20 protein-coding genes are annotated in these 20,264 nt (G+C 69.0%); 8 read left to right on the top strand and 12 right to left on the bottom strand.

Going from position 1 to position 20,264, the window contains the following annotated elements; genetic code table 11:
• The first annotated feature begins 15 nt into the window (after positions 1-15).
• On the top strand, positions 16-588 hold the full coding sequence (locus LXM64_RS09720; RefSeq protein WP_234073046.1) for a hypothetical protein: 573 nt from the start codon (positions 16-18) through the stop codon (positions 586-588).
• A 4-nt stretch (positions 589-592) separates the two neighbouring features.
• On the opposite strand, the gene LXM64_RS09715 is transcribed toward LXM64_RS09720, so the two are convergent.
• The 4 genes from LXM64_RS09715 to LXM64_RS09700 all read right to left on the bottom strand — a co-directional run bounded on the left by LXM64_RS09715 (position 593) and on the right by LXM64_RS09700 (position 6,001).
• Entirely contained in the window at positions 593-2,629 is a 2,037-nt protein-coding gene (locus LXM64_RS09715) for a M3 family metallopeptidase (protein WP_234073045.1), read from the bottom strand.
• Positions 2,630-2,671: 42 nt separating this feature from the next.
• Positions 2,672-2,923 (bottom strand): hypothetical protein, encoded by a 252-nt coding sequence (locus tag LXM64_RS09710; protein ID WP_234073044.1) that lies wholly within the window; start codon positions 2,921-2,923, stop codon positions 2,672-2,674.
• Position 2,924: 1 nt separating this feature from the next.
• Positions 2,925-5,510: a valine--tRNA ligase gene (gene valS, locus LXM64_RS09705; RefSeq protein ID WP_234073043.1), complete on the bottom strand. Its 2,586-nt coding sequence runs from the start codon at positions 5,508-5,510 to the stop codon at positions 2,925-2,927.
• A 122-nt stretch (positions 5,511-5,632) separates the two neighbouring features.
• Positions 5,633-6,001: a VOC family protein gene (locus LXM64_RS09700; protein ID WP_234073042.1), complete on the bottom strand. Its 369-nt coding sequence runs from the start codon at positions 5,999-6,001 to the stop codon at positions 5,633-5,635.
• 57 nt (positions 6,002-6,058) lie between these two features.
• Here LXM64_RS09700 and LXM64_RS09695 point away from each other — a divergent pair, with 57 nt between their 5' ends.
• Entirely contained in the window at positions 6,059-6,520 is a 462-nt protein-coding gene (locus LXM64_RS09695; protein ID WP_234073041.1) for a MarR family winged helix-turn-helix transcriptional regulator, read from the top strand.
• Here LXM64_RS09695 and LXM64_RS09690 read toward each other — a convergent pair.
• Positions 6,517-7,041: a GNAT family N-acetyltransferase gene (locus tag LXM64_RS09690; protein WP_234073040.1), complete on the bottom strand. Its 525-nt coding sequence runs from the start codon at positions 7,039-7,041 to the stop codon at positions 6,517-6,519. The genes LXM64_RS09695 and LXM64_RS09690 overlap by 4 nt on opposite strands.
• Before the next feature lie 241 nt (positions 7,042-7,282).
• On the opposite strand from LXM64_RS09690, the gene ileS reads away from it, so the two are divergent.
• Genes ileS through ndk form a run of 4 tightly spaced genes read left to right on the top strand, consistent with a single transcriptional unit; the run spans position 7,283 to position 12,857 of the window.
• Complete coding sequence (gene ileS, locus LXM64_RS09685) at positions 7,283-10,669, top strand: isoleucine--tRNA ligase (RefSeq protein WP_234073039.1); 3,387 nt, start codon at positions 7,283-7,285, stop codon at positions 10,667-10,669.
• Positions 10,666-12,030, top strand: coding sequence for a bifunctional folylpolyglutamate synthase/dihydrofolate synthase (locus tag LXM64_RS09680; protein ID WP_234073038.1), 1,365 nt, complete (start codon positions 10,666-10,668; stop codon positions 12,028-12,030). The genes ileS and LXM64_RS09680 overlap by 4 nt, the downstream gene beginning before the upstream one ends.
• A complete protein-coding gene (locus tag LXM64_RS09675) occupies positions 12,027-12,434 on the top strand; it encodes a DUF4233 domain-containing protein (RefSeq protein ID WP_234073037.1) in 408 nt (135 codons plus the stop codon). The genes LXM64_RS09680 and LXM64_RS09675 overlap by 4 nt, the downstream gene beginning before the upstream one ends.
• Before the next feature lie 6 nt (positions 12,435-12,440).
• Positions 12,441-12,857 carry a nucleoside-diphosphate kinase gene (gene ndk / locus LXM64_RS09670; RefSeq protein WP_137416791.1) on the top strand — a complete coding sequence of 139 codons (417 nt, stop codon included), beginning with the start codon at positions 12,441-12,443 and terminating at the stop codon, positions 12,855-12,857.
• Between the two features lie 61 nt (positions 12,858-12,918).
• On the opposite strand, the gene LXM64_RS09665 is transcribed toward ndk, so the two are convergent.
• The 6 genes from LXM64_RS09665 to LXM64_RS09640 form a co-directional block, all read right to left on the bottom strand.
• The gene (locus LXM64_RS09665; protein ID WP_234073036.1) at positions 12,919-13,371 is read right to left on the bottom strand and encodes a hypothetical protein; all 453 of its coding nucleotides are present in this window, start codon (positions 13,369-13,371) and stop codon (positions 12,919-12,921) included.
• 49 nt (positions 13,372-13,420) lie between these two features.
• Positions 13,421-14,977, bottom strand: a complete 1,557-nt coding sequence (locus tag LXM64_RS09660; RefSeq protein ID WP_234073035.1) for a hypothetical protein — start codon at positions 14,975-14,977, stop codon at positions 13,421-13,423.
• Complete coding sequence (locus LXM64_RS09655) at positions 14,974-15,297, bottom strand: hypothetical protein (RefSeq protein WP_234073034.1); 324 nt, start codon at positions 15,295-15,297, stop codon at positions 14,974-14,976. Before LXM64_RS09655 ends, LXM64_RS09660 begins: the two co-directional genes overlap by 4 nt.
• Complete coding sequence (locus tag LXM64_RS09650; protein ID WP_137416795.1) at positions 15,294-15,593, bottom strand: WXG100 family type VII secretion target; 300 nt, start codon at positions 15,591-15,593, stop codon at positions 15,294-15,296. Before LXM64_RS09650 ends, LXM64_RS09655 begins: the two co-directional genes overlap by 4 nt.
• A gap of 4 nt (positions 15,594-15,597) precedes the next feature.
• Positions 15,598-15,996, bottom strand: coding sequence for a YbaB/EbfC family nucleoid-associated protein (locus LXM64_RS09645; protein ID WP_234073033.1), 399 nt, complete (start codon positions 15,994-15,996; stop codon positions 15,598-15,600).
• A 79-nt stretch (positions 15,997-16,075) separates the two neighbouring features.
• Positions 16,076-16,678: a vitamin K epoxide reductase family protein gene (locus LXM64_RS09640; protein ID WP_234073032.1), complete on the bottom strand. Its 603-nt coding sequence runs from the start codon at positions 16,676-16,678 to the stop codon at positions 16,076-16,078.
• A 397-nt stretch (positions 16,679-17,075) separates the two neighbouring features.
• On the opposite strand from LXM64_RS09640, the gene LXM64_RS09635 reads away from it, so the two are divergent.
• Positions 17,076-19,427 (top strand): Rne/Rng family ribonuclease, encoded by a 2,352-nt coding sequence (locus LXM64_RS09635; RefSeq protein WP_419144867.1) that lies wholly within the window; start codon positions 17,076-17,078, stop codon positions 19,425-19,427.
• An 8-nt stretch (positions 19,428-19,435) separates the two neighbouring features.
• On the opposite strand, the gene LXM64_RS09630 is transcribed toward LXM64_RS09635, so the two are convergent.
• The gene (locus tag LXM64_RS09630) at positions 19,436-19,708 is read right to left on the bottom strand and encodes a DUF4031 domain-containing protein (protein WP_234073031.1); all 273 of its coding nucleotides are present in this window, start codon (positions 19,706-19,708) and stop codon (positions 19,436-19,438) included.
• A gap of 231 nt (positions 19,709-19,939) precedes the next feature.
• Here LXM64_RS09630 and rplU point away from each other — a divergent pair, with 231 nt between their 5' ends.
• Complete coding sequence (gene rplU / locus LXM64_RS09625) at positions 19,940-20,248, top strand: 50S ribosomal protein L21 (protein WP_137416799.1); 309 nt, start codon at positions 19,940-19,942, stop codon at positions 20,246-20,248.
• Positions 20,249-20,264: the final 16 nt, after the last annotated feature.

Below are 20,264 nucleotides of genomic sequence, written 5' to 3'. Positions count from 1 at the left end.
CGGTTTGGGCCGGCCGTGAACGGCGTCTCCGGTCGCGGCCGGGATGCCCGGGTCCGTCCGCTGCGGTGGAACGGTCTGCCCGGACGCGCCGTGCGGTTCCTGATCGAGACGGATGCCGCCTCTGCGCTCGAGGTGGCGCGGTGCGACCTCGTGGCGCAAGGATTCGCCGCCGGAGACGGCGGATTCGGGGAGCGTGTGGCGCTGTCCGACTCCGAGTGGATCGCGCACGACCTCTACCTCGGGGATGTGGGAATCTCGCGCAAGCGAGGTGTGCTCACCTGGCTCCTGGAGGACACGGGACTCGAGTTGCTCGTTCCCTTCCGACGGCCCGCGACGCCGACGCTGATCGTGGCGTGCGCCCGGCCGATGGAAGGGGGTGCGGAGCTCGTCATCGCTTCGCACGTATCCGTGCGGGGTGCGTCCGTGAGCAACGACGCTGCGCCCCTGCTTCACTCCGTGTGGGACATGCTCGAGGAACGCTTCCGTGCGGACGGCGTCTTCCTCTCGCGCGACAAGCTCTGGCGGATCGAGAACGACGGCTCGCCCGCATCCCTGAGGGTCGTGCGCGACCTGCTCGGGTGGCGCTGAGGCCTCAGGCGTCGAGGCCGCGCCTCCGCAACAGCGGCTCGATGGCCGCATCCCGGCCGCGGAAGTCGCGGTACGCCTCGAGCGGGTCCTTCGCGCCGCCGACGCCGAGCAGTCGGCGGCGGAACCTCTCGCCTGCGGCCCGATCCAGGCCACCGTTCTCGGCGAACCACTCGACGGTGTCCGCGTCGAGGACCTCGCTCCAGATGTAGGAGTAGTAGCCCGCGCTGTAGCCGCCCGAGAAGATGTGGGCGAAGTAGGTCGTGGAGTACCGCGGGGGCACGGCGGGCTCGGTGAGGCCGATGTCCTCCAGGGCGCGCCGTTCGAAGTCGGCGACGTCGATCTCGGCCATGACGTCGTCGACGCTCAACGAGTGCCAGGCGAGGTCGAGCCAGGCGGCCGCGAGGTACTCGCTGGTCGCGAAGCCCTGGTCGAACGTTCCGGATGCGGTCAGCCGCTCGATCACGTCGGCAGGCAGCGGTTCGTCGGTCTCGATGTGGCGGGCGTAGTTCTCGACGACGCCGGCGGCGAGCATCCACATCTCATTGACCTGGCTCGGGAACTCGACGAAGTCGCGGAAAACCGCCGTCCCTGCGAAGTGGGGGTACCGCGTGCGGGCGAAGAGGCCGTGGAGCGCGTGACCGAACTCGTGGAAGAGAGTGGTCACCTCGTCGAGGGTCAGCAGCGTCGGCTGGCCTTCGCCCGGGTCGGACACGTTGAGGTTGTTCACCACCACGGGCGCGGATCGGCGCAGCTCGGAAGGCGTCACGATGGAGTTCATCCATGCTCCGCCGCGCTTCGTGTCGCGCGTGTAGAGATCGAGGATGTAGAGCCCGAGACCTGTGCCGTCCTCTTCGAACACCTCGAAGACGCGGGCACCGGGATGGTACGCCACGAGGTCGTGTCGTTCCGTGAAGGTGATGCCGTAGAGCGCGGTGGCGGCCGCGAAGACGCCGTCGCGCAGGACCCGCTCGGCCTCGAACCAGGGGCGGAGCCCCGCCGTGTCGATGTCCAGCTGCGTCGCACGCACCTGCTCGGTGGCGTACGCCCAGTCGTGCGCCGCGAGGTCCCCGATACCGGAGACCTCGGCGCGTTCCGCTTTCTCCGCGGCGGCGTTGCGGGATGCGGGCTCCGCCAGACGGCGCAACAATCCGGCGACGGCCTCGGGAGAACCGGCGGTCTGATCGGCGGTGACGGCGGCCGCGTGCGTCGGGAAGCCGAGAAGCGCCGCCCGCTCCGCCCGCAGACGCACGATCTCGCGCACGGTCGCACTGTTGTCGTTGTCGCCGCCGTGTCCGCCGCGGACGCGCGAGGCGTTCATGATGCGCTCGCGCACGGACCGGTCGGCGAGAGATGCCAGCCACGGATGCCCCGTGAACAGCGGGAGCGTGATCAGCCAGCCGTCCAGCCCGCGCTGCTCCGCCGCTCTGGCTGCGGCCGACCGTTCGCCGGCCGCGAGCCCCTCGAGCTCCCGCTCGTCGCTCACAAGCACGGCGAGCTCGTTCGTGTCGGAGAGCAGGTGCTTCTCGAACGTCGTGGTCAGCGACGAGAGTCGGGTGTTGATCTCGACGAGACGCCGTTTGTCGTCGGGGGAGAGCCCGGCGCCTGCGAGGGTGAGTTCGCGGAAGGTCCGCGTCAGCAGCCGGAGCGACTCCGCATCCAGATCCAGGGTGTCTCGCACATCGTGCAGCGCGCTCACCCGCGCGTAGAGCCGTTCATCGAGTCGGATCGCGTCGCCGTGAGCGGAGAGGAGCGGTGCGAGCTCCTCCTCGATCGCCTGAATGGCAGGAGTGGCATCCGCCGACGACACGGTGAAGAAGGTCCTGCTCACACGATCGAGCGTCTCGCCGGCGCGCTCGAGGGCGACGAGCGTGTTCTCGAACGTCGGAGGCGCCGTCTCGGACGCGATCCGCTCGACCTCCGCACGGTGCTGACGAAACGCCTCGTCGAACGCGGGCAGATAGTGCTCGGGCTCGATCGCGGCGTAGTCGGGAAGCGCGTAGGGAAGAGTGGACCCGGAGAGCAGCGGATTGACGGACGCCATCCGCTCAGACTATCGGCGCTCGTGATGAGGCCGAGGGCGCGCTCAGGCGAATTCGTCGTCGACGTCGTGGTGCACGACCGCGGTACCGTCGGAATCGAGTGACACGATGACGCCCGTGTCGAGCTCCGCGACCGGTCGGCCCTCGAGCCAGGTCAGCGTCCACCGCGGCGTCGGCTGCGAGGACCACTGCGACTCGGTGATGGCCGACTCGACGGCGGCGATCTGCTCCCGGAGCGCCGCGGGAACCGAGGCCGGTGGCTCCGTCCTGGCGCTCCACCGTGTGCCGAGCTGCATGTCAGACCTCCTGCGGGGCGAACTCGATGTCGACGACCTGGACCGTCTCGGCGTCGACGATAGCGAGATCCGCGATGCGGCCCACGGCCTTGAGATCACCCTCGGCACTTGCTAGGGCCGCGGCGATCGCCGACGGTGCTCCCAGGGTCAGACGCGCGATCGGCGTCTTCTGCGAAGCCTTCGCCTCGGTCTTGGCCCGTCGGATGGCGATGAGCGCGGAGCTCGCCGCGGTGAGGACGGCGGGGTCGCCGGCATCGGCGTCCCCGTGGTTCGCGGTGAGCGGCTCGGGCCACGGAGCGGTGTGCACGGAGCCCTCCTCGAACCACGACCAGGCTTCCTCCGTCGCGAAGGAGAGCACCGGGGCGAGCAGGCGCAGCAGCGTCGACAGGGCCGTGCGCAGCGCCAGCGCCGCCGAGGCCTGACCCACGTCGCCCTGGTCGTAGGCGCGCTCCTTGACGAGTTCGAGGTAGTCGTCGCAGAAGGTCCAGAAGAAGGACTCGGTGATCTCCAGAGCCCGCGCGTGGTCGTACGCCTCGAAAGCCGTCGTCGCGTCGCGCACGACACGATCGAGCGTGGCGAGCATCGCCGCATCCAGCGCATGGGTGACCCGGGCGCCCTCGGGAACGGGGAACGACAGCACGAACTTCGCCGCGTTGAGCACCTTGATCGCCAGGCGCCGGCCGATCTTCACCTGGGTGGGGTTCTGCGGGTCGAACGCGGCGTCCGCGCCGAGCCGGCTCGATGCCGCCCAGTAGCGCACCGCGTCGGTGCCGTGCTGATCCAGGATGTCGGCAGGCGTGACGACGTTGCCCTTCGACTTCGACATCTTCTTGCGGTCGGGGTCGACGATGAAGCCGCTGATGGCCGCATCCGTCCACGGCGCGCGGTCGTCCTCGAGGGCGGAGCGCACCATCGTGGAGAACAGCCAGGTGCGGATGATGTCCTGCCCCTGGGGGCGCAGGTCGAACGGTGCGACGAGGTCCCACAGCTCTTCGTCGCGCTGCCACCCACCGGCCAGCTGCGGGGTGAGCGAGGAAGTCGCCCACGTGTCGAAGATGTCCTTCTCGCCCTCGAAGCCGCCCGGGACGCCGCGCTGCGACTCGTCGTAACCGGGTGCGGTGTCGGTCGTCGGGTCGACGGGAAGTGCGGCTATGTCGGCCGTGATGACGCCGCCCTCGACCCGCTCGCCGTTCTCGTCCAGCGGATACCACACCGGGATCGGGACGCCGAAGAAGCGCTGGCGGCTGATGAGCCAGTCGCCCGTGAGCCCGTTGGTCCAGTTCTCGTAGCGCACGCGCATGAAGTCGGGATGCCACCGCATGCCCGCTCCGAGCGCGAGAAGCTTCTCGCGGAAGGCCTCATCGCGGGCACCGTTGCGCAGGTACCACTGACGCGTCGAGACGATCTCCAGGGCCCGGTCGCCCTTCTCGTAGAACTTCACCGGGTGGTTGAAGGGCTTCGAGACCTCGAGGAGTTCGCTGGAGGCCTCCAGAAGCTCGACCATCTTCTTCTTGGCGCTGAAGACCGTGAGCCCTGCCAGCTCTGCGTACGCGGCCTTCGCCGCATCCGTCTCGAGGGCTGCCGGTGCATCGGGGAGGATGCGGCCGTCCTTGCCGAGGATCGTGCGGTTCGGCAGATCCAGCTCCCGCCACCAGATGATGTCGGTGACGTCGCCGAAGGTGCAGACCATCGCGATCCCCGAGCCCTTGTCCTGCTGCGCGAGAGGGTGGGCGAGCACGGGAACCTCGACGCCGAACACGGGCGTGCGCACGGTCTGCCCGAAGTACGGCTGGTACCGCTCGTCGTTGGGGTTGGCCACGAGAGCCACGCACGCCGCGAGCAGCTCGGGGCGCGTGGTCTCGATGTGGATGTCGCCCGAGCCGTCGGTCTTGTGGAAGGCGAGCCGATGGTACGACGCCTGCTGTTCGCGGTCCTCCAGCTCGGCCTGGGCGATGGCGGAGCGGAAATCGATGTCCCACAGCGTGGGTGCCAGCGCCTGGTACGCCTCGCCGCGTTCCAGGTTGCGCAGGAACGCCAGCTGGCTCGTGCGGATCGTGTCGTTCGAGATGGTGCGGTACGTCTGGGTCCAGTCGACCGAGAGGCCGAGCTGGCGGAAGACGGCCTCGAACGCCTTCTCGTCCTCGAGGGTCAGCTCTTCGCACAGGTCGATGAAGTTGCGGCGGCTGATCGGCACCTGGTCGGCCGGCTTCAGGCTCTTCGCGTCGCCGCGGAACGGGGGAGTGAAGTCGGGGTCGTACGCCAGCGAGGTGTCGCAGCGCACGCCGTAGTAGTTCTGCACGCGCCGCTCGGTCGGCAGCCCGTTGTCGTCCCACCCCATGGGGTAGAAGACGGTCTTGCCGCGCATCCGCTCGAAGCGCACCTTCACGTCGGTGTGCGTGTAGCTGAACACGTGACCGATGTGCAGAGAGCCGGATGCGGTCGGCGGAGGAGTGTCGACGGAGAAGACGCCGCCGCGGCCGGAGGCCTTCGCGGCCTCCCTATCGAAGAGGTACGTGCCCTCGGCGGACCAGGTCTGGTCCCACTTGGCTTCGAGGCCCTCGAGTGCGGGCTTGTCGGGAATGGCCATGGGTGTCTCCTCGATATGTGCGGCACCGTGTGAGCGTGCCTGAGTGTGCGGTGCGGCAAGTCTACCGGGGCGCCGAGGCGCCGCATCCGAGACCGGGATGCGGCACATCGGCGGTTCAGGGATCAGGCGCGATCGTGCAGCGTGATCCGGTAGCCGTCCGGGTCGGCGAAGGTGAAGGTGAGTCCGAACGGGCCTTCGGCGGGCGCCGACACGATGGTGTGCCCCGCGGCGACCAGCCCGTCGTGGATGTCCTGGACCCCGGTCGCATGCAGCCAGACGGCCGTCCCGATGCCCGGCTGATCGACGCCGGAGAGGTCGGTGTCGGGAAGGAGGTCTCGCAGCGCGAACGCGATGGGTGTCGTCGTGAACACCACCGCGTGCGGGGGACCGGAGGGCGAGCGCACGAGCCCGAGGTGGGTCTCGTAGAAGGCCTGCGACGCATCGAGATCGCGAACCTGGAGGGAGATGAAGTCGGGACCGGTGACGGGCATGGGAGCTCCTCGCTCTATGTCAGATAACTGACACGCACTCTATGTCAGAATACTGACATGAGTCAAACCGGTGCGCAGATCCATCTCGACACGTCGCTCGGCTACCTCGTCAAGCAGGCGGCGAGCGCGCTGCGCGTCGCGATGGAGGATGTGCTCCGGCCGCTCGGCATGACGATCACGCACTACTCATGCTTGGAACTGCTCGCGCAGCGGCCCGGCTCGACCAACTCGGACCTCGCCCGAGGCACGTTCGTGACGCGCCAGTCGATGAACGTTCTCCTGCAGGCGCTCGAGCGCGACGGCGAGGTCGTCCGCCCCGCCGATGCCGCCGTCGGCAAGGCCCTTCCGACGCGGCTGACCCCGTTGGGGCGGCGACGCCTCGACGCGGCCAGCGCGGCGGTGCGTTCGGTCGAGGCCCGGATGCTGTCCGATCTGACCGACACCGAGCAGTCCGCCGCGTTCGCCGCCCTGTCGAGCATGGTGCGCTCTCTGCAGGCTGCGTCCGACACATCCGCCTAGGACGTGCCTCGCGCCTCGGCGCGATCGATCGCAAAGCCCAGGTGTGGCATGTCCACACCGCGATAGTGCGTCGTGAAGGCGCGGCGCACCCGCATCCCCAGCCGGATGGCGACGTTCATGGACGCGATGTTCGTGCTGCGCACCTTCGCCCAGACGGCGTCGACGCCGAGCTCGTCGAACGCCCAGTCGCGGCAGGCGGATGCGGCCTCGACAGCGAAGCCCCGATGCCACTGGTCGCGTCGGAAGAGGTAGCCCACCTCGTGCACCTCGTCGTCCTCGATCCGTTGCAGGGTGATGCCCGCCTGGCCGATCATGTCGCCCGCGTGCACGACCGCCCAGAGGCCGAAACCGTCCTCGGCGTAGCGCCGCAACTGCCCGGCGAGCCACGCGCGGATCTCGTCCTCGTCGAAGGCGCCCTCATATGCGGTCATCGTGAACTCATCGCCGAGGATCGCCCGCAGTGCGGGAAGATCGTCCTCCGTCATCGGGCGCAGCGTCAGGCGATCGGTGGCGATGTGCATGCATCCATCTTCGTCGGCCTGGATCCACCTCCCGGCGCGCTAGAATCGCAGGTACACGCACAGATCCGGCCATCACCGGGGAGCTCTCGGAAGAACAGCGTTCGCGCCCAGTAGAACCGAGCGGGGCAGGCCCGTCATCGCCGCAGTGAAAGTGGTCGGGGTTCCTTCTCCGGCAAGCAGGGTGGTACCGCGGCCTCGGTCGTCCCGGCAGGAAGAGTTCTTCGACCCCTGCGAGATGACGATGACCTACCCCCGTTCCTCGGCCTTCGGGCCCGCTGCCGACGTCACGCCGAGCCCGCGCTTCCCCGAGATCGAGCGTGAGGTGCTCGACTTCTGGTCCGCGGACGACACCTTCCGTGCATCCATCGCCCAGCGCGAGGGCGCCGACGAGTGGGTCTTCTACGACGGCCCTCCGTTCGCCAACGGGCTTCCGCACTACGGCCACCTGCTCACCGGTTATGCCAAGGACCTCTTCCCGCGCTTCCAGACCATGCGGGGCAAGAAGGTCGACCGCGTCTTCGGCTGGGACACCCACGGGCTCCCGGCCGAGCTGGAGGCGATGAAGCAGCTCGGCATCACCGAGAAGGACGAGATCGAGCGGATGGGAGTCGCGACCTTCAACGCGAAGGCCCGCGAATCGGTGCTGGCGTACACGCACGAGTGGGAGGACTACGTCACCCGCCAGGCACGGTGGGTGGACTTCGAGCGCGGGTACAAGACGCTCGACACCGGCTACATGGAGTCGGTCCTCTGGGCGTTCAAGAGCCTGTGGGACAAGGGGCTCGCCTACGAGGGGTACCGGGTGCTGCCGTACTGCTGGCGCGACGAGACGCCGCTGTCGAGCCATGAGCTGCGCATGGACGACGACGTCTACAAGATGCGCCAGGACCCCTCCGTCACGGTCACGTTCCCGCTCGTCGGTGCGAAGGCCGAAGCCCTGGGGCTCACCGGGGTGCGCGCCCTCGCGTGGACGACGACGCCGTGGACGCTTCCCACCAACCTCGCGCTCGCGGTCGGTCCCGCCATCGAGTACGCCGTGCTGCCCGCCGGCCCCGCGGGCGCCGCCGACGTCCACCGGGCGCCCGACGGAACGCCCGACGACGCCCTCGAGGCCAGCGCGCACCGCTATCTGCTCGCCGCAGACCTGGTCGGCGCGCACGCGAAGGATCTCGGGTACGACTCCGCAGATGCGGCGCGCGACGCCGTGGAGCGCCGGATCGTCGGCGCCGAGCTGTCGGGTGTGGCGTACGACCGCCTGTTCGACTACTACGCGGACGCCGAGACGTGGGGCACCCAGGACGCCTGGCGCATCCTCGTCGACGACTACGTCACGACCACCGACGGCACCGGCATCGTCCACCAGGCACCGGCTTACGGTGAGGACGACAAGCGCCTCGCGGATGCGGCGGGCCTGCCGACCATCGTCAGCCTCGACGACGGGGGTCGCTTCCTGCCGCAGGTCGCCGATGTCGCGGGTGAGCTGTGGCTCGACGCGAATCGCCCCCTCATCCGTCTGCTGCGCCAGGAAGGGCGCCTGCTGCGCGAAGCCAGCTACGAGCACTCCTACCCGCACTGCTGGCGCTGCCGTAACCCTCTGATCTACAAGGCCGTCTCCAGCTGGTTCGTGCGCGTCACCGACATCAAGGAGCGCCTGGTCGAGCTGAACGAGCAGATCACGTGGGCACCCGAGAACGTCAAGCACGGCCAGTTCGGCAAGTGGGTCGAGGGAGCGCGCGACTGGTCGATCAGCCGCAACCGCTACTGGGGTTCACCCATCCCGGTGTGGAAGAGCGACGACCCCGCCTACCCGCGCATCGACGTGTACGGCTCGTTCGAGGAGATCGAGCGCGACTTCGGCCGCCTACCCCGCGACCCCGAGGGCAACGTCGACCTGCACCGTCCCTATATCGACGAGCTGACGCGGCCGAACCCGGACGACCCCACGGGCGCATCGACCATGCGGCGGATCGAGGACGTCTTCGACGTGTGGTTCGACTCGGGCTCCATGCCCTACGCCCAGGTGCACTACCCGTTCGAGAACCGCGAGTGGTTCGACACCCACGCACCCGCCGACTTCATCGTCGAGTACATCGGGCAGACGCGCGGCTGGTTCTACGTCATGCACGTGCTCTCGGGCGCGCTCTTCGACCGTCCGGCGTTCACGGGTGTCTCCTGCCACGGCATCGTCCTCGGCAGCGACGGGCAGAAGATGTCGAAGTCGCTGCGCAACTATCCCGACGTCAGCGAGGTCTTCGACCGCGACGGCTCCGACGCCATGCGGTGGTTCCTGATGTCGAGTTCGGTGCTGCGCGGCGGCAACCTCGTGGTGACCGAGGAAGGCATCCGTGCGGGCGTCCGCGAGTTCCTGCTGCCGCTGTGGAACACGTGGTACTTCTTCTCCACCTACGCCAACGCCGCCGGCGGGCCCGACGGCTCCGGGTACGAGGCGACGTGGCGCACGGATTCGACCGACGTCCTCGATCGCTACATCCTCGCCCTCACCGGCGACCTCGTGCGCGATGTCGCCGCCGACCTCGAGGTGCTCGACTCGACGACAGCCGCCGCACGCCTGCGGGACTTCGCCGAGGTGCTGACGAACTGGTACATCCGTCGCTCACGCGACCGGTTCTGGGTGGGGGTCGGCGACGATGCCCGCTCGACGGAGGCCTTCGACACGCTCTACACCGTGCTCGAGACGCTCACGCGCGTGGCGGCGCCGCTCATCCCGCTCGTGGCCGAGCGCGTCTGGCAGGGGCTCACGGGAGGTCGCAGCGTGCACCTGACCGACTGGCCCGACGCAGCCGCGTTCGCCGACGCCGCCGACATCCGTGAGGCGATGGATGCGGTGCGCGAGGTCTCCTCGGTCGCCAACGCCCTGCGCAAGCGCGAGGGCAAGCGCGTGCGCCTGCCGCTGCCGTTGCTGACCGTCGTCGTGCCGCACGCCGGTGCGCTCGGCCAGTTCGACGACATCCTGCGCGACGAGCTCAACGTGAAGGCGATCGAACTGGTCGATCTCGGCGAGCACACCGCGGCGGAGTACGGCATCACGCACCGCCTCACGGTGAACGCGCGCGCGGCAGGCCCGCGCCTCGGAAAGCTCGTGCAGCAGGTCATCCGCGCCGCGAAGGACGGGGACTGGTCCGAGCGCGACGGCGTCGTGACGGCGGGCGGCATCGCTCTCGAGCCCGCGGAGTACGACCTCGTCTTCGAGACGAGCGGCCGGCCGGAGGGCGAGGCGCTCGCCGTGCTCGGCGGCGGTGGCTTCGTGCTGCTCGCGACCGCGACGACGCCCGCCCTCGAGGCGGAAGGCCTGGCGCGCGACATCGTCCGGGCCGTACAGGACACGCGCAAGGCCGCGGGCTTCGAGGTCAGCGACCGCATCCGGCTCGTTCTGACCTTCGCAGATGCGGCCGACGCGGACGCCGTGGCGTCGGCGTTCGATGCGGCGGACGTCGCGGGGGAGACCCTCGCGCTTCAGGTGCTGGTGACCGGCGCCGACGGCGCCGAGCGCGTGCGCCGAGCGGTCGACAGCGACGACGTCGAGCACACCGGGGAGTTCGCAGCCGGTGCGTACGCGAACGCGGGTGCGTTCACGGTGGGCGTCGCACGAGTGGAGGTCGCACGATGAGCGGAACCGAGAACGAGCGCAATCGCGCGGACGCCGTCTACGCGGCGCTGCTGGAGCGGCAGGGCGAGCAGTGGGTGCAGCCGCGCATCGAGCGCACGCGGCGGGTGCTGGAGCTGCTCGACGACCCACAGCGCACCTATCGCGTCGTCCATGTGACGGGCACGAACGGGAAGACCTCCACGAGCCGGCTGATCGAGAGCCTGCTGCGCACCATGGGGCTGCGCACGGGGCTGTTCACGAGCCCGCACCTGGAGCGTTTCACCGAGCGCATCATGGTCGACGGCGAACCCATCGCGGATGCCGCGGTCGTGGAGGCGTGGGAGGAGATCCTCCCGTTCATCGAGCTGGTGGACGCGGAACTGCTCGCCGAGGGCGGCGCCCGACTCACCTTCTTCGAGGTGCTGACGGTCCTCGCGTTCGTGGCCTTCTCCGACGCCCCCGTCGACGTGGCCGTGATCGAGGTCGGTATGGGCGGCGAGTGGGACTCGACGAACACCGCCGACGGCGACGTCGCGGTCATCGCTCCCGTCGGCATGGATCACGCCGACCGTCTCGGCGACACGATCGAGAAGATCGCCCGCGTGAAGGCCGGGATCATCAAGCAGGACGCTGCGGTCGTCTCCGCCGCCCAAGAGCCGGAGGTCGATCGCGTGCTGCGCGAGGCCGCCGCCGCTCGGGGAGCGACGATCGCGGTCGAAGGCACCGACTTCGCGCTGCGCTCCTATCGCCTCGCCGTCGGGGGACAGCTTCTCGATGTGCAGGGGCTCGCCGGCGAGTACGCAGAGCTGTATCTGCCGCTCTATGGAGAGCATCAGGGTCGCAACGCCGCCCTGGCGATCGCCGCCGTCGAATCCCTCATCGGCGCGGGCTCCCAGGCACTCGCCCCTGACGTGGTGACGGACGGCCTCGGCCAGGCGTCCTCGCCCGGACGCCTTCAACTGGTCGGTGCGCATCCCACGGTCGTCGTCGACGCGGCGCACAACCCGCACGGCGCCGCGGCTCTCGTCGAGGCGCTGCGCGGATCCTTCGACTTCGACGAGTGGGGGGTCGTGCTCGGCGTCCTCGGCGACAAGGATGCGGAGGGGATCGTCGCGATGCTCGCCCCCGTCGCCGCCCACGTGTTCGCCACCGCTCCCGACTCCGAGCGGGCGAACGACGCCGACACGATCGCGGACCTCGTCGAGGCACGAGGCCTGCGCGTGACCGTCCACACCGACCTCGCGGACGCGGCCGAGGCCGCCCGGGAGTGGGCGGCCGCATCCGATCGACGCGCCGTGGTCATCGCCGGCTCCGTCGTGCTGGCCGGAGAGGCGCTCGCCCTCGCAGAGGCTGAGACGTGGAAGGACGGGTGGTCGGCATGAGCGGCAAGCGACCGCCGCGGGTGCGGCGTCAGCGCGGCGCGCAGGAGTCGCTCGCGCAGGTCGTGCTCGGTTTCGAGACGATCGTCGTCTTTCTCGCGTGGCTCGTGATCTACGGGCTGAAGTCCACGCCCGACGGTGTCGAGCCGTGGTGGGCGATCGTCGTGGGGTCCGTCTTCGCCGTCGTGATGATCGCCGCGAGCGGCGTCGTGCGCTGGCGATGGGGGATCGCTCTCGGATGGGCGCTGCAGGTGCTCCTCGCCGCGTCGGCGTTCCTCGAACCCGCCATCCTGCTCGTCGCGTTCATTTTCGGTGGCATGTGGGCGTATGCGACGATCAAGGGAGCCTCGCTGGACCGCCGCAACGCGCGTCTGGCCGCCGCATCCGCGACTGCGAACGGAGATTGACCCACCATGGCCATCGAAGAAACCCTCGTCCTCGTCAAGCCGGACGGTGTGGCCCGCGGCCTCACCGGCGCCATCCTCGCCCGTATCGAGGCGAAGGGCTACGCGCTCGTCGACCTGCGCCTGGTCGAGCCCGACCGGGAGCGTCTCGAGCAGCACTACGCCGAACATGAGGGCAAGCCGTTCTACGAGCCCCTCGTCGAGTTCATGATGTCGGGGCCGTCGGTCGCGATCCGCCTCGCCGGGGACCGCGTCATCGAGGGCTTCCGTTCCCTCGCCGGCACCACCGACCCGACCACCGCCGCTCCCGGCACGATCCGCGGCGACTTCGGCCGCGATTGGGGTCTCAAGGTTCAGCAGAACCTGGTGCACGGTAGCGACAGCCCCGAGTCCGCTGCGCGCGAGCTCGGCATCTGGTTCGGCTGACCTTCCCGCTCACGACGAAGCCCGCCCTTCGCTCGAGGGGCGGGCTTCGTCGTGGAAGTGCTCAGCCGATGATGCTGTTCACCTTGTCCCAGTCCAGCACGATCCCCAAGGGGCCGTCGCTCGCGCTCACACGTGCCGGTGCTCCGAGGGACTGCGCGGGGCCGTCGAGGTCCACGAACGCACTGTCGTCCGCGTTGCGCAAGGAGAAGTCGAGCTTGTCTCCGCCGAGCGTGTTGTTGGCTCGGATGATCTGGAGCATCGCCCGCAGGTCGTCGGGCGACACGTCGTCGCGCGCGGACGTCCCGCCGACATTGAGCACGACGGCGAAGCCGTCGGTGCTCCGACTCGCCCACACGTCGGAGAGCCCGAGGTCTGCGGACTCCAACGCCGCCGAAATCTTCTCCTCGTACGACGAATCGAGCGGCGGTGCCGCGAAGCACCCAGCGAGAGCAGCGGGAACAGCGACGACGGCGGCCATGGCCGCCGTCACGCGGCGAAGGAACCTCGAGCGCATGGCGCCCCCCTCTCAATGCCGTCCGATCGGCCGACGATGGTGAACAGGGTCATCGACCCTCGGACGCGGTGAACATGCTGTGCTCGACCACCTCTCCCGTGAGCAGGTCCAGTCCCGGAGGCGCCGTGCCGTAGATCTCCCGGTACTGAGCCTCCCACGCGGCCACGGAGTTGGCGTAGTTCTCGTTGTTGTGCGCCTCGATCGGGTTGCTCATCGGGGGCAGGATCACGCGGTTCACATTCGTGCCCGTCGCCCCGGACACGTTGCCGTCGAGCATCGGCACCGCGTCATTGGCGTGCTGGAACGCGTAGACCGGGATGTTCGGCGGAATGTCGAACGTGTCGATCGGGGAACCGTTGGTCACGACCCCGACCGTGTTGTACGGGAAGGTCGGGTCCGAGGCGAGGTTGGCCGCCATGATCCCGCCCTGGCTGAATCCGGTGAGCACGACGTCGTCTCCGGGGGAGATGCCCGCGTCGTTCATCGCTTCCAGCACCGCCCGCTCGTAGACGGTCTTGAACGCAGGATTGTCCATCATCAGTGCGACATTCGAGTCGCGATCGTTGAGCGCGCCCGTATCTCCCATCAGCTGCCAGTCCTGCGTGGAGGGCAGTGAGACGACCCAGTGCTCCTTGCCGTCAGGGCCGACGACACGCTTGATGTCGATGACGGATGCGTCCTCGCCGCCCATGCGGTCGGTGGTTCCGTTGACCGACACGAGATCAGAGAGCGAGTCCAGCGTCCTGACGTCCTGGGCTTCCTCCCACGCCTTGCGCTGCTCCTCGGTCATGTTCGCCGGGTCCAGCTCTTCGACGTCGGCGTCCTTCTGGAGGAAGTTCTCGCCGGCGCCTCCCAGGATGGAACCCACGAGACCGCCCCCGAGGGGGCCCAGCGGGCCGAAGGCCGTCCCCAGGACGGACCCGATGGTGCCGCCGATGGCGGGTAGCATCTGCGCGATGATCTCTTTCAGCTCGGCGAGGGCCTCGGCCACGAGGGGCATGAGGCGCTGGATGAGGGATGCGAGCGCGAAGAGTGCTTCGAGCAGATCTGAGACCAGGCGCCCCCCGGCCTGGACGAGCTCGTATGCGGCCTCGGCGAAGTTCTTGATCCGGTCGGCCACCTCGAACGGGTTGAGCGTGAAGGAGAACAGCTCGTCGGCGAAGCGCGACAGACGCACCAGCAGGTCGCACACGAACGACCGCGTCGCATCGACGATGCGCGCCGCGAGCCGGAGGGCGCCGGCGGTCGCCGATGTCCACTCCGCTGCATCCGTCGCGATCACCGACAGATCCTCGTACCGCTCGCGCAGGGCACGCACGGTACGTCCGTCCAGTTCGGCGAGCGCGTTGCGAGCGCTGGTGAACTGCGGGGCGAGCTGTGCGAGCTCGTTGGCGGAGTCCTCCCAGTTGGCCGCGAACCCTGCCACCTCAGCCGAGTTGCCCAGGAGCTGGTCGAACAGCTCTCGCAGCGGCTGGACGTACTGCAGCAGCAGCCCCGCGAAACCCGGAATCTGTGCGCAAGCGTCGCCGCCCGGCCCGGATGCGGGAAGTCCGCCCGCCCAGCTCCCGCTGCGGATCTCGCCCGCGACGGCTGCTGCGCCGCTCATGAATCGTCTCCCTTGTTGAATGCGTCGACCGCATCCTCCTCGAGCGACGAGAAGGCCTTCAGAGCGGTGGCGGTGCCGTCGGCCATCTTCTCGGTCAGTTCGCGTGCGGCGGTCACCAGCTCACGCGAGCGACCGGCGAGCGCCTGGACTGCGGGCACGAGGATCCCCTGGCTCAGCAGACCGAATGCATCACCCGACAGCGGGGAGTCGACCTTGCCGGCCACCGACGAGAATGTGCTCGACGCCTCGCGCAGGGTGCTCACCTGGGATGTGAGGATGTCGCCGTCGAGAACGATCCGCTGGTTCGCTGCCCCGGTCATGATGCTGCTCCCAGGGCGCGCGCGCTCTCGAGGTCGATCTGTGAATATCCGTCCGCGAGTGCAGACAGCGCGGCGCAGATCTTGCGCACGGCTTCCGTGCGGCTCTCGAGCGCGTCCGAGAAACGCAGGCGCGACGCGTCGAAGGCGATCTGCGCCTCACCGGACCATTCGGCGCGAAGCGTCTTCGCCTCGTCATCGAGCCGCTCCAGGATGTCGTCGATGGCCTGCGCGGCGTCGCGGATGTTGGTGGCGGCGTCAGCGAGGCGGATCGGGGTGACGGTCAGCTGTTCCAGCATCGTCTCACCGCAGTTCCGTGCCGGCGCCGAACTGCGCCCGCACCTGTTCGCGCGTCTGCGCGACGACGGGGGAGTCTGCGCCGAGCGACTCGGCCATGCGGTTCACCGCGACCTCCGCCGCGGCGCGCTGCGCCTCGCGCACGGTGTCGGTCACCAGGCGCGACAGCGTCCTGGCATCCAGATCGAACGCTTCGCTCGCGATGTCGACCTGTTCGATCGCCCCACCCGCGCGCGCGGTGACGGTCACCTCGCGGCCGACCGAGCTGATGCTCGCCCGCGCGTCACGCACGTCGTCGGCCATGCGGGCCGCGTCATGGGCGGCGGTGCGCGCCCGTTCGGTCTGCGCGATCACTCGCATGCGTGCCGCTTCGAGCGCGGCCAGGCTGTCTGTTTCCAGCGACATCGAGCTGCCTCCCCTGACTCGCCATCACCTTAGCGAGCCGGAGAACTTCGTCGGAGACGCCTGTGGACAGCGCCCGGAATCAGAAGAGCGTGGCGAGCACGTGCAACCGCATCTCCGCCAGCACCGCGATGATCGCGAACGCGACGACCGCCATCAGGGGCACCCAAGCGGCGAGGGAGCTCGCGATCCGACGCCCCCGATCGCCGACGGGCACGGCACCGTTGCGCAACACGTGCAGGGTCACGGCGAAGAACGAGGGGATCGTCACCGACCACGTGACCATGCACCAGGGGCAGAGGGTTCCGAGCGAGAAGATGCTCTGCGCGATCAGCCAGCACACGAAGGCGAAGGCGACGGCCATGCCGGCCCAGAACGCCAGCCAGAACCAGCGGTTGAAGCGGGCGCCCGCGAGGAGAGCGGCGCCGACCACCACGGGCGCGACCCATCCGCTCAGGCCGAGGATCGGATTGGGGAATCCGAACACGCTGCCCTGCCAGGACTGCAGGTTGGCCGTGCATTGGACGAGGACGCTGAAATCGCAGGATGCGGTGGCATTCGGGTCGGCGAGGAGGTGGAAGCGCTCGATCGTGAGCGAGAACGCGGCGATCCAGCCGACTACTCCGGCGATGATGAGCCAGACGGCCAGAGCGATCGGGCGTGCGGGTGCCTGGGTGTCGGACATGTTCGGATTATGGCACCGCGTTCTCATGCACCCGCTGAGGGTGACGACGGGCCGGGTACCGCGCCTGACGCGGATCGGCGCCGGAAGTGCGATAATGGCTGACGATGTCCTGCGCAGCCGCGCTGTGCGGGACATCGACGCAGACTTCGGGCAATGATCGCCCGCGCAGCCCGTGCCGTGTGCCGGCTGCAGACCGAATGAGCCGACGGCACCGCTGGTGCGGCGCCGCACGAGATTTTGCCGGGCGACGCGCGGTGTCGCCCCGGTGAGGAGTACGCCGGTGAAGGCCGATGACGCAAACCAGTCCGATGATCGCAATGAGCGGAGCGACGAACAGCTGACGTTCCCCGTGGACGAGGCCGCTCCCGCTGCGGTGGAAGAGTCGCCCGGCGACGTCTTGCAGACTGCGGACGCAGCCGACGCACCCGAAGAGGCTGCGCCGGTGAGCGACGCCGATGCGGATGCGGCGGTCGAGCAGCCCGCTGAAGCACCTGAGACCTCCGCCGCCGCCGCCCCGTCCGCTGACGATGCATCCGCTGACTCCACGCCGGACGATCCCGCCGCGGTTGCGGCGGAATCCGCATCCGACGAGTCCGCCCCCGCCGTCGAGAAGCCGGTCGCTGCTCCCGAGGAACCGGCCGCGGTCGTCGAGCAGGAGCCCGAGGAGCCCGCGGAGAAGCCCGGTCCGGTCACGGCCGTCTCGCTGGGGCTGCTTCCCGAGGTCTTCGTGTCGGCGGTCTCCACCCAGCTGCACTTCTACGCTCCCGAGGTCGTGGCGCTGCCCGCCCTGCCCGAGCCGGAGGACGAGGACGCGCCCTCGTCATCGAGCCGTCGTCGCGGCCGCCGACGGGGCTCCGAGCGCGACGGAGCCGACAGCGGAGAACCCGCCCGCGCGCCGCGTCAGCGGGCCGTCGAGGTCATCACCGAGCCGCAGCGCATCAAGGGCTCGACCCGCCTCGAGGCCAAGAAGCAGCGCCGCCGGGACGGCCGCGATGCCGGACGCCGCCGCCCCGTGGTCACGGAGGCGGAGTTCCTCGCACGCCGTGAAGCGGTCGATCGTGTGATGGTCGTCCGTTCGAAGAACGGCCGCATCCAGATCGCCGTGCTCGAGGACAACGTCCTCGTGGAGCACTACGTGGCACGCAACCAGGACGCGTCGCTCATCGGCAACGTCTACCTCGGTCGTGTGCAGAACGTCCTCCCGAGCATGGAGGCCGCCTTCGTCGACATCGGTCGCGGGCGCAACGCCGTCCTCTACTCGGGCGAGGTCGACTGGGATGCGGTCGAGACCGGCAACCAGCCGCGACGCATCGAACTGGCGCTCAAGAGCGGCGACAAGGTGCTCGTGCAGGTCACGAAGGATCCCGTCGGGCACAAGGGTGCTCGACTCACCAGCCAGATCTCGCTTCCCGGCCGGTACCTCGTGTACGTACCCGGGGGCGCGATGAACGGCATCTCCCGCAAACTGCCCGACACCGAGCGCGCGCGCCTCAAGCGCATCCTCAAGGAAGTGCTGCCGGAGTCCGCCGGCGTGATCGTCCGCACCGCGGCCGAAGGTGCGACCGAGGAGCAGCTGACCCGCGACGTGCAGCGCCTCACCGCGCAGTGGGAGCACATCAGCCGTCAGAACGAGTCCGTTCAGGCGCCTGCGCTGCTGCACTCCGAGCCCGACCTTCTCGTGAAGATCGTGCGCGACGTGTTCAACGAGGACTTCACGAAGATGCTCATCCAGGGTGAGGAGGCGCAGCACACCATCGAGGGCTACCTCGAGGCCGTCGCCCCCGACCTCTTGGAGCGCGTCGAGCGGTACGAGGGCGGGGGAGACCCGTTCGACGACTTCCGTGTCACAGAACAGATCGAGAAGGCACTCGACCGCAAGGTCTGGCTGCCCTCGGGCGGCTCGCTCGTGATCGACCGCACCGAGGCCATGACGGTCGTCGACGTCAACACCGGGAAGTTCGTCGGCTCCGGTGGAAACCTCGAGGAGACCGTCACCAAGAACAACCTCGAGGCCGCGGAGGAGATCGTCCGCCAGCTGCGCCTGCGCGACATCGGCGGCATCATCGTCGTCGACTTCATCGACATGGTCCTGGAGTCCAACCGCGACCTCGTGCTGCGCCGTCTGATCGAGTGCCTGAGTCGCGACCGCACGAAGCACCAGGTCGCCGAGGTGACCTCCCTGGGGCTCGTGCAGATGACCCGTAAGAAGCTGGGTCTCGGCCTTCTCGAGACCTTTAGTGAGGCCTGCGAGGTGTGCGCCGGGCGGGGCGTCATCGTCCACCACGACCCTGTCGTCAAGCACCGCGGAGGCGCGGGCAACGGCAACGCCAACGGCAACGGCAACGGAAACGGTGGCGGCACCAACGGCAACGGGCGCCGCTCGCGGCAGAACACCCAGCCCCAGGCTCCGGCTGGCCAGGCGCATGTCATCACCGCAGGCGTGAAGTCAGCTCTGGCTCAGATCGCCGCATCCACGATCCACCCGGGTTCCGAGGAGGCGATCGTGTCCGACGTCGAGGTGTCGGTCGCAACGGTCGAGGTCGTCGAGCAGGTCGAGGAGCGTCCTCGCGCCAAGCGCAAGAAGCCGCGCCACGAGGCGAAGCCGAAGTCGGAGAAGGAGCTGCTGCTCGACTCCGTCCTGGACGCGCTACCCGAGCCGAAGGCGCCGGGGCAGGGTCGCGGACGTCGCCGCGTGACGACCGCGGCGCTCACCGGCACGCCGGTCGTCCACGTTCCCGACGGCGAATGAGCCCCGTGTCACCGTCCGCGACGTTCGCGGGCGGTGACACGCAGTCCTGAGGCGATCAACGCGCGAACGAGAGTGTGGCCGTCGACGGCGCGCGCCCCCGCGGACACGAGGCGCTCGTGCGCGTCGTCGGGGACGTCGTAATGATCGACATCGAAACCCCGTCGGGGGATGCCGTTGGCCGCGGCGAAGGCGTGGAGCTCATCGAGGTCGCTGTCACTGATCAGGTGCGACCACAGGCGTCCGTGAGCGGGCCAGCGAGGGTCGTCGATGAGGATCGCCATCCGATGATCGTAGGGTGCGGCAGAAGACGCGCGGGCATGCGCGACACGCGCTCCGGCTCCTTTTGCCACCTCGGCCCTCGATCGGGTAAACTCTTCCTTTGGTGCGTCGCCCTATCGCTGGGCACCCGGCTTGACGATGTGCGAGTCGATGCATCACCGGACTTCTCCGCCCCTGGCGGAGTCCCTCCAGACAATCGGAGCCGAGCGCTCCCAAGACGAAACAGGTGTGAAGTGGTTTACGCAGTTGTGCGCGCCGGCGGCCGGCAGGAAAAGGTCGAGGTCGGCACGATCGTCGTTCTCGACCGCCAGCAGGCGAAGATCGGCGAGACCCTCGAGCTGCCGGCCGTCCTGCTCGTCGACGGCGACGCGGTCACGACCGACGCGGCGAAGCTCGCCAAGGTGACGGTCACCGCCGAGGTCCTCGGTGAGGAGCGCGGCCCGAAGATCGTGATCCAGAAGTTCAAGAACAAGACCGGTTACAAGAAGCGCCAGGGTCACCGTCAGGACCTCACGCGCGTCAAGGTCACCGGCATCAAGTAAGTCCAGGAAGAGGCGA

It is taken from the genome of Microbacterium binotii, from assembly GCF_021398715.1.
In the GTDB taxonomy this organism is placed as follows: Bacteria; Actinomycetota; Actinomycetes; order Actinomycetales; family Microbacteriaceae; genus Microbacterium; species Microbacterium binotii_A.
The sequence above is the reverse complement of the archived record's forward strand: the minus strand, read 5'-3'. Positions and strand labels throughout refer to the sequence as shown.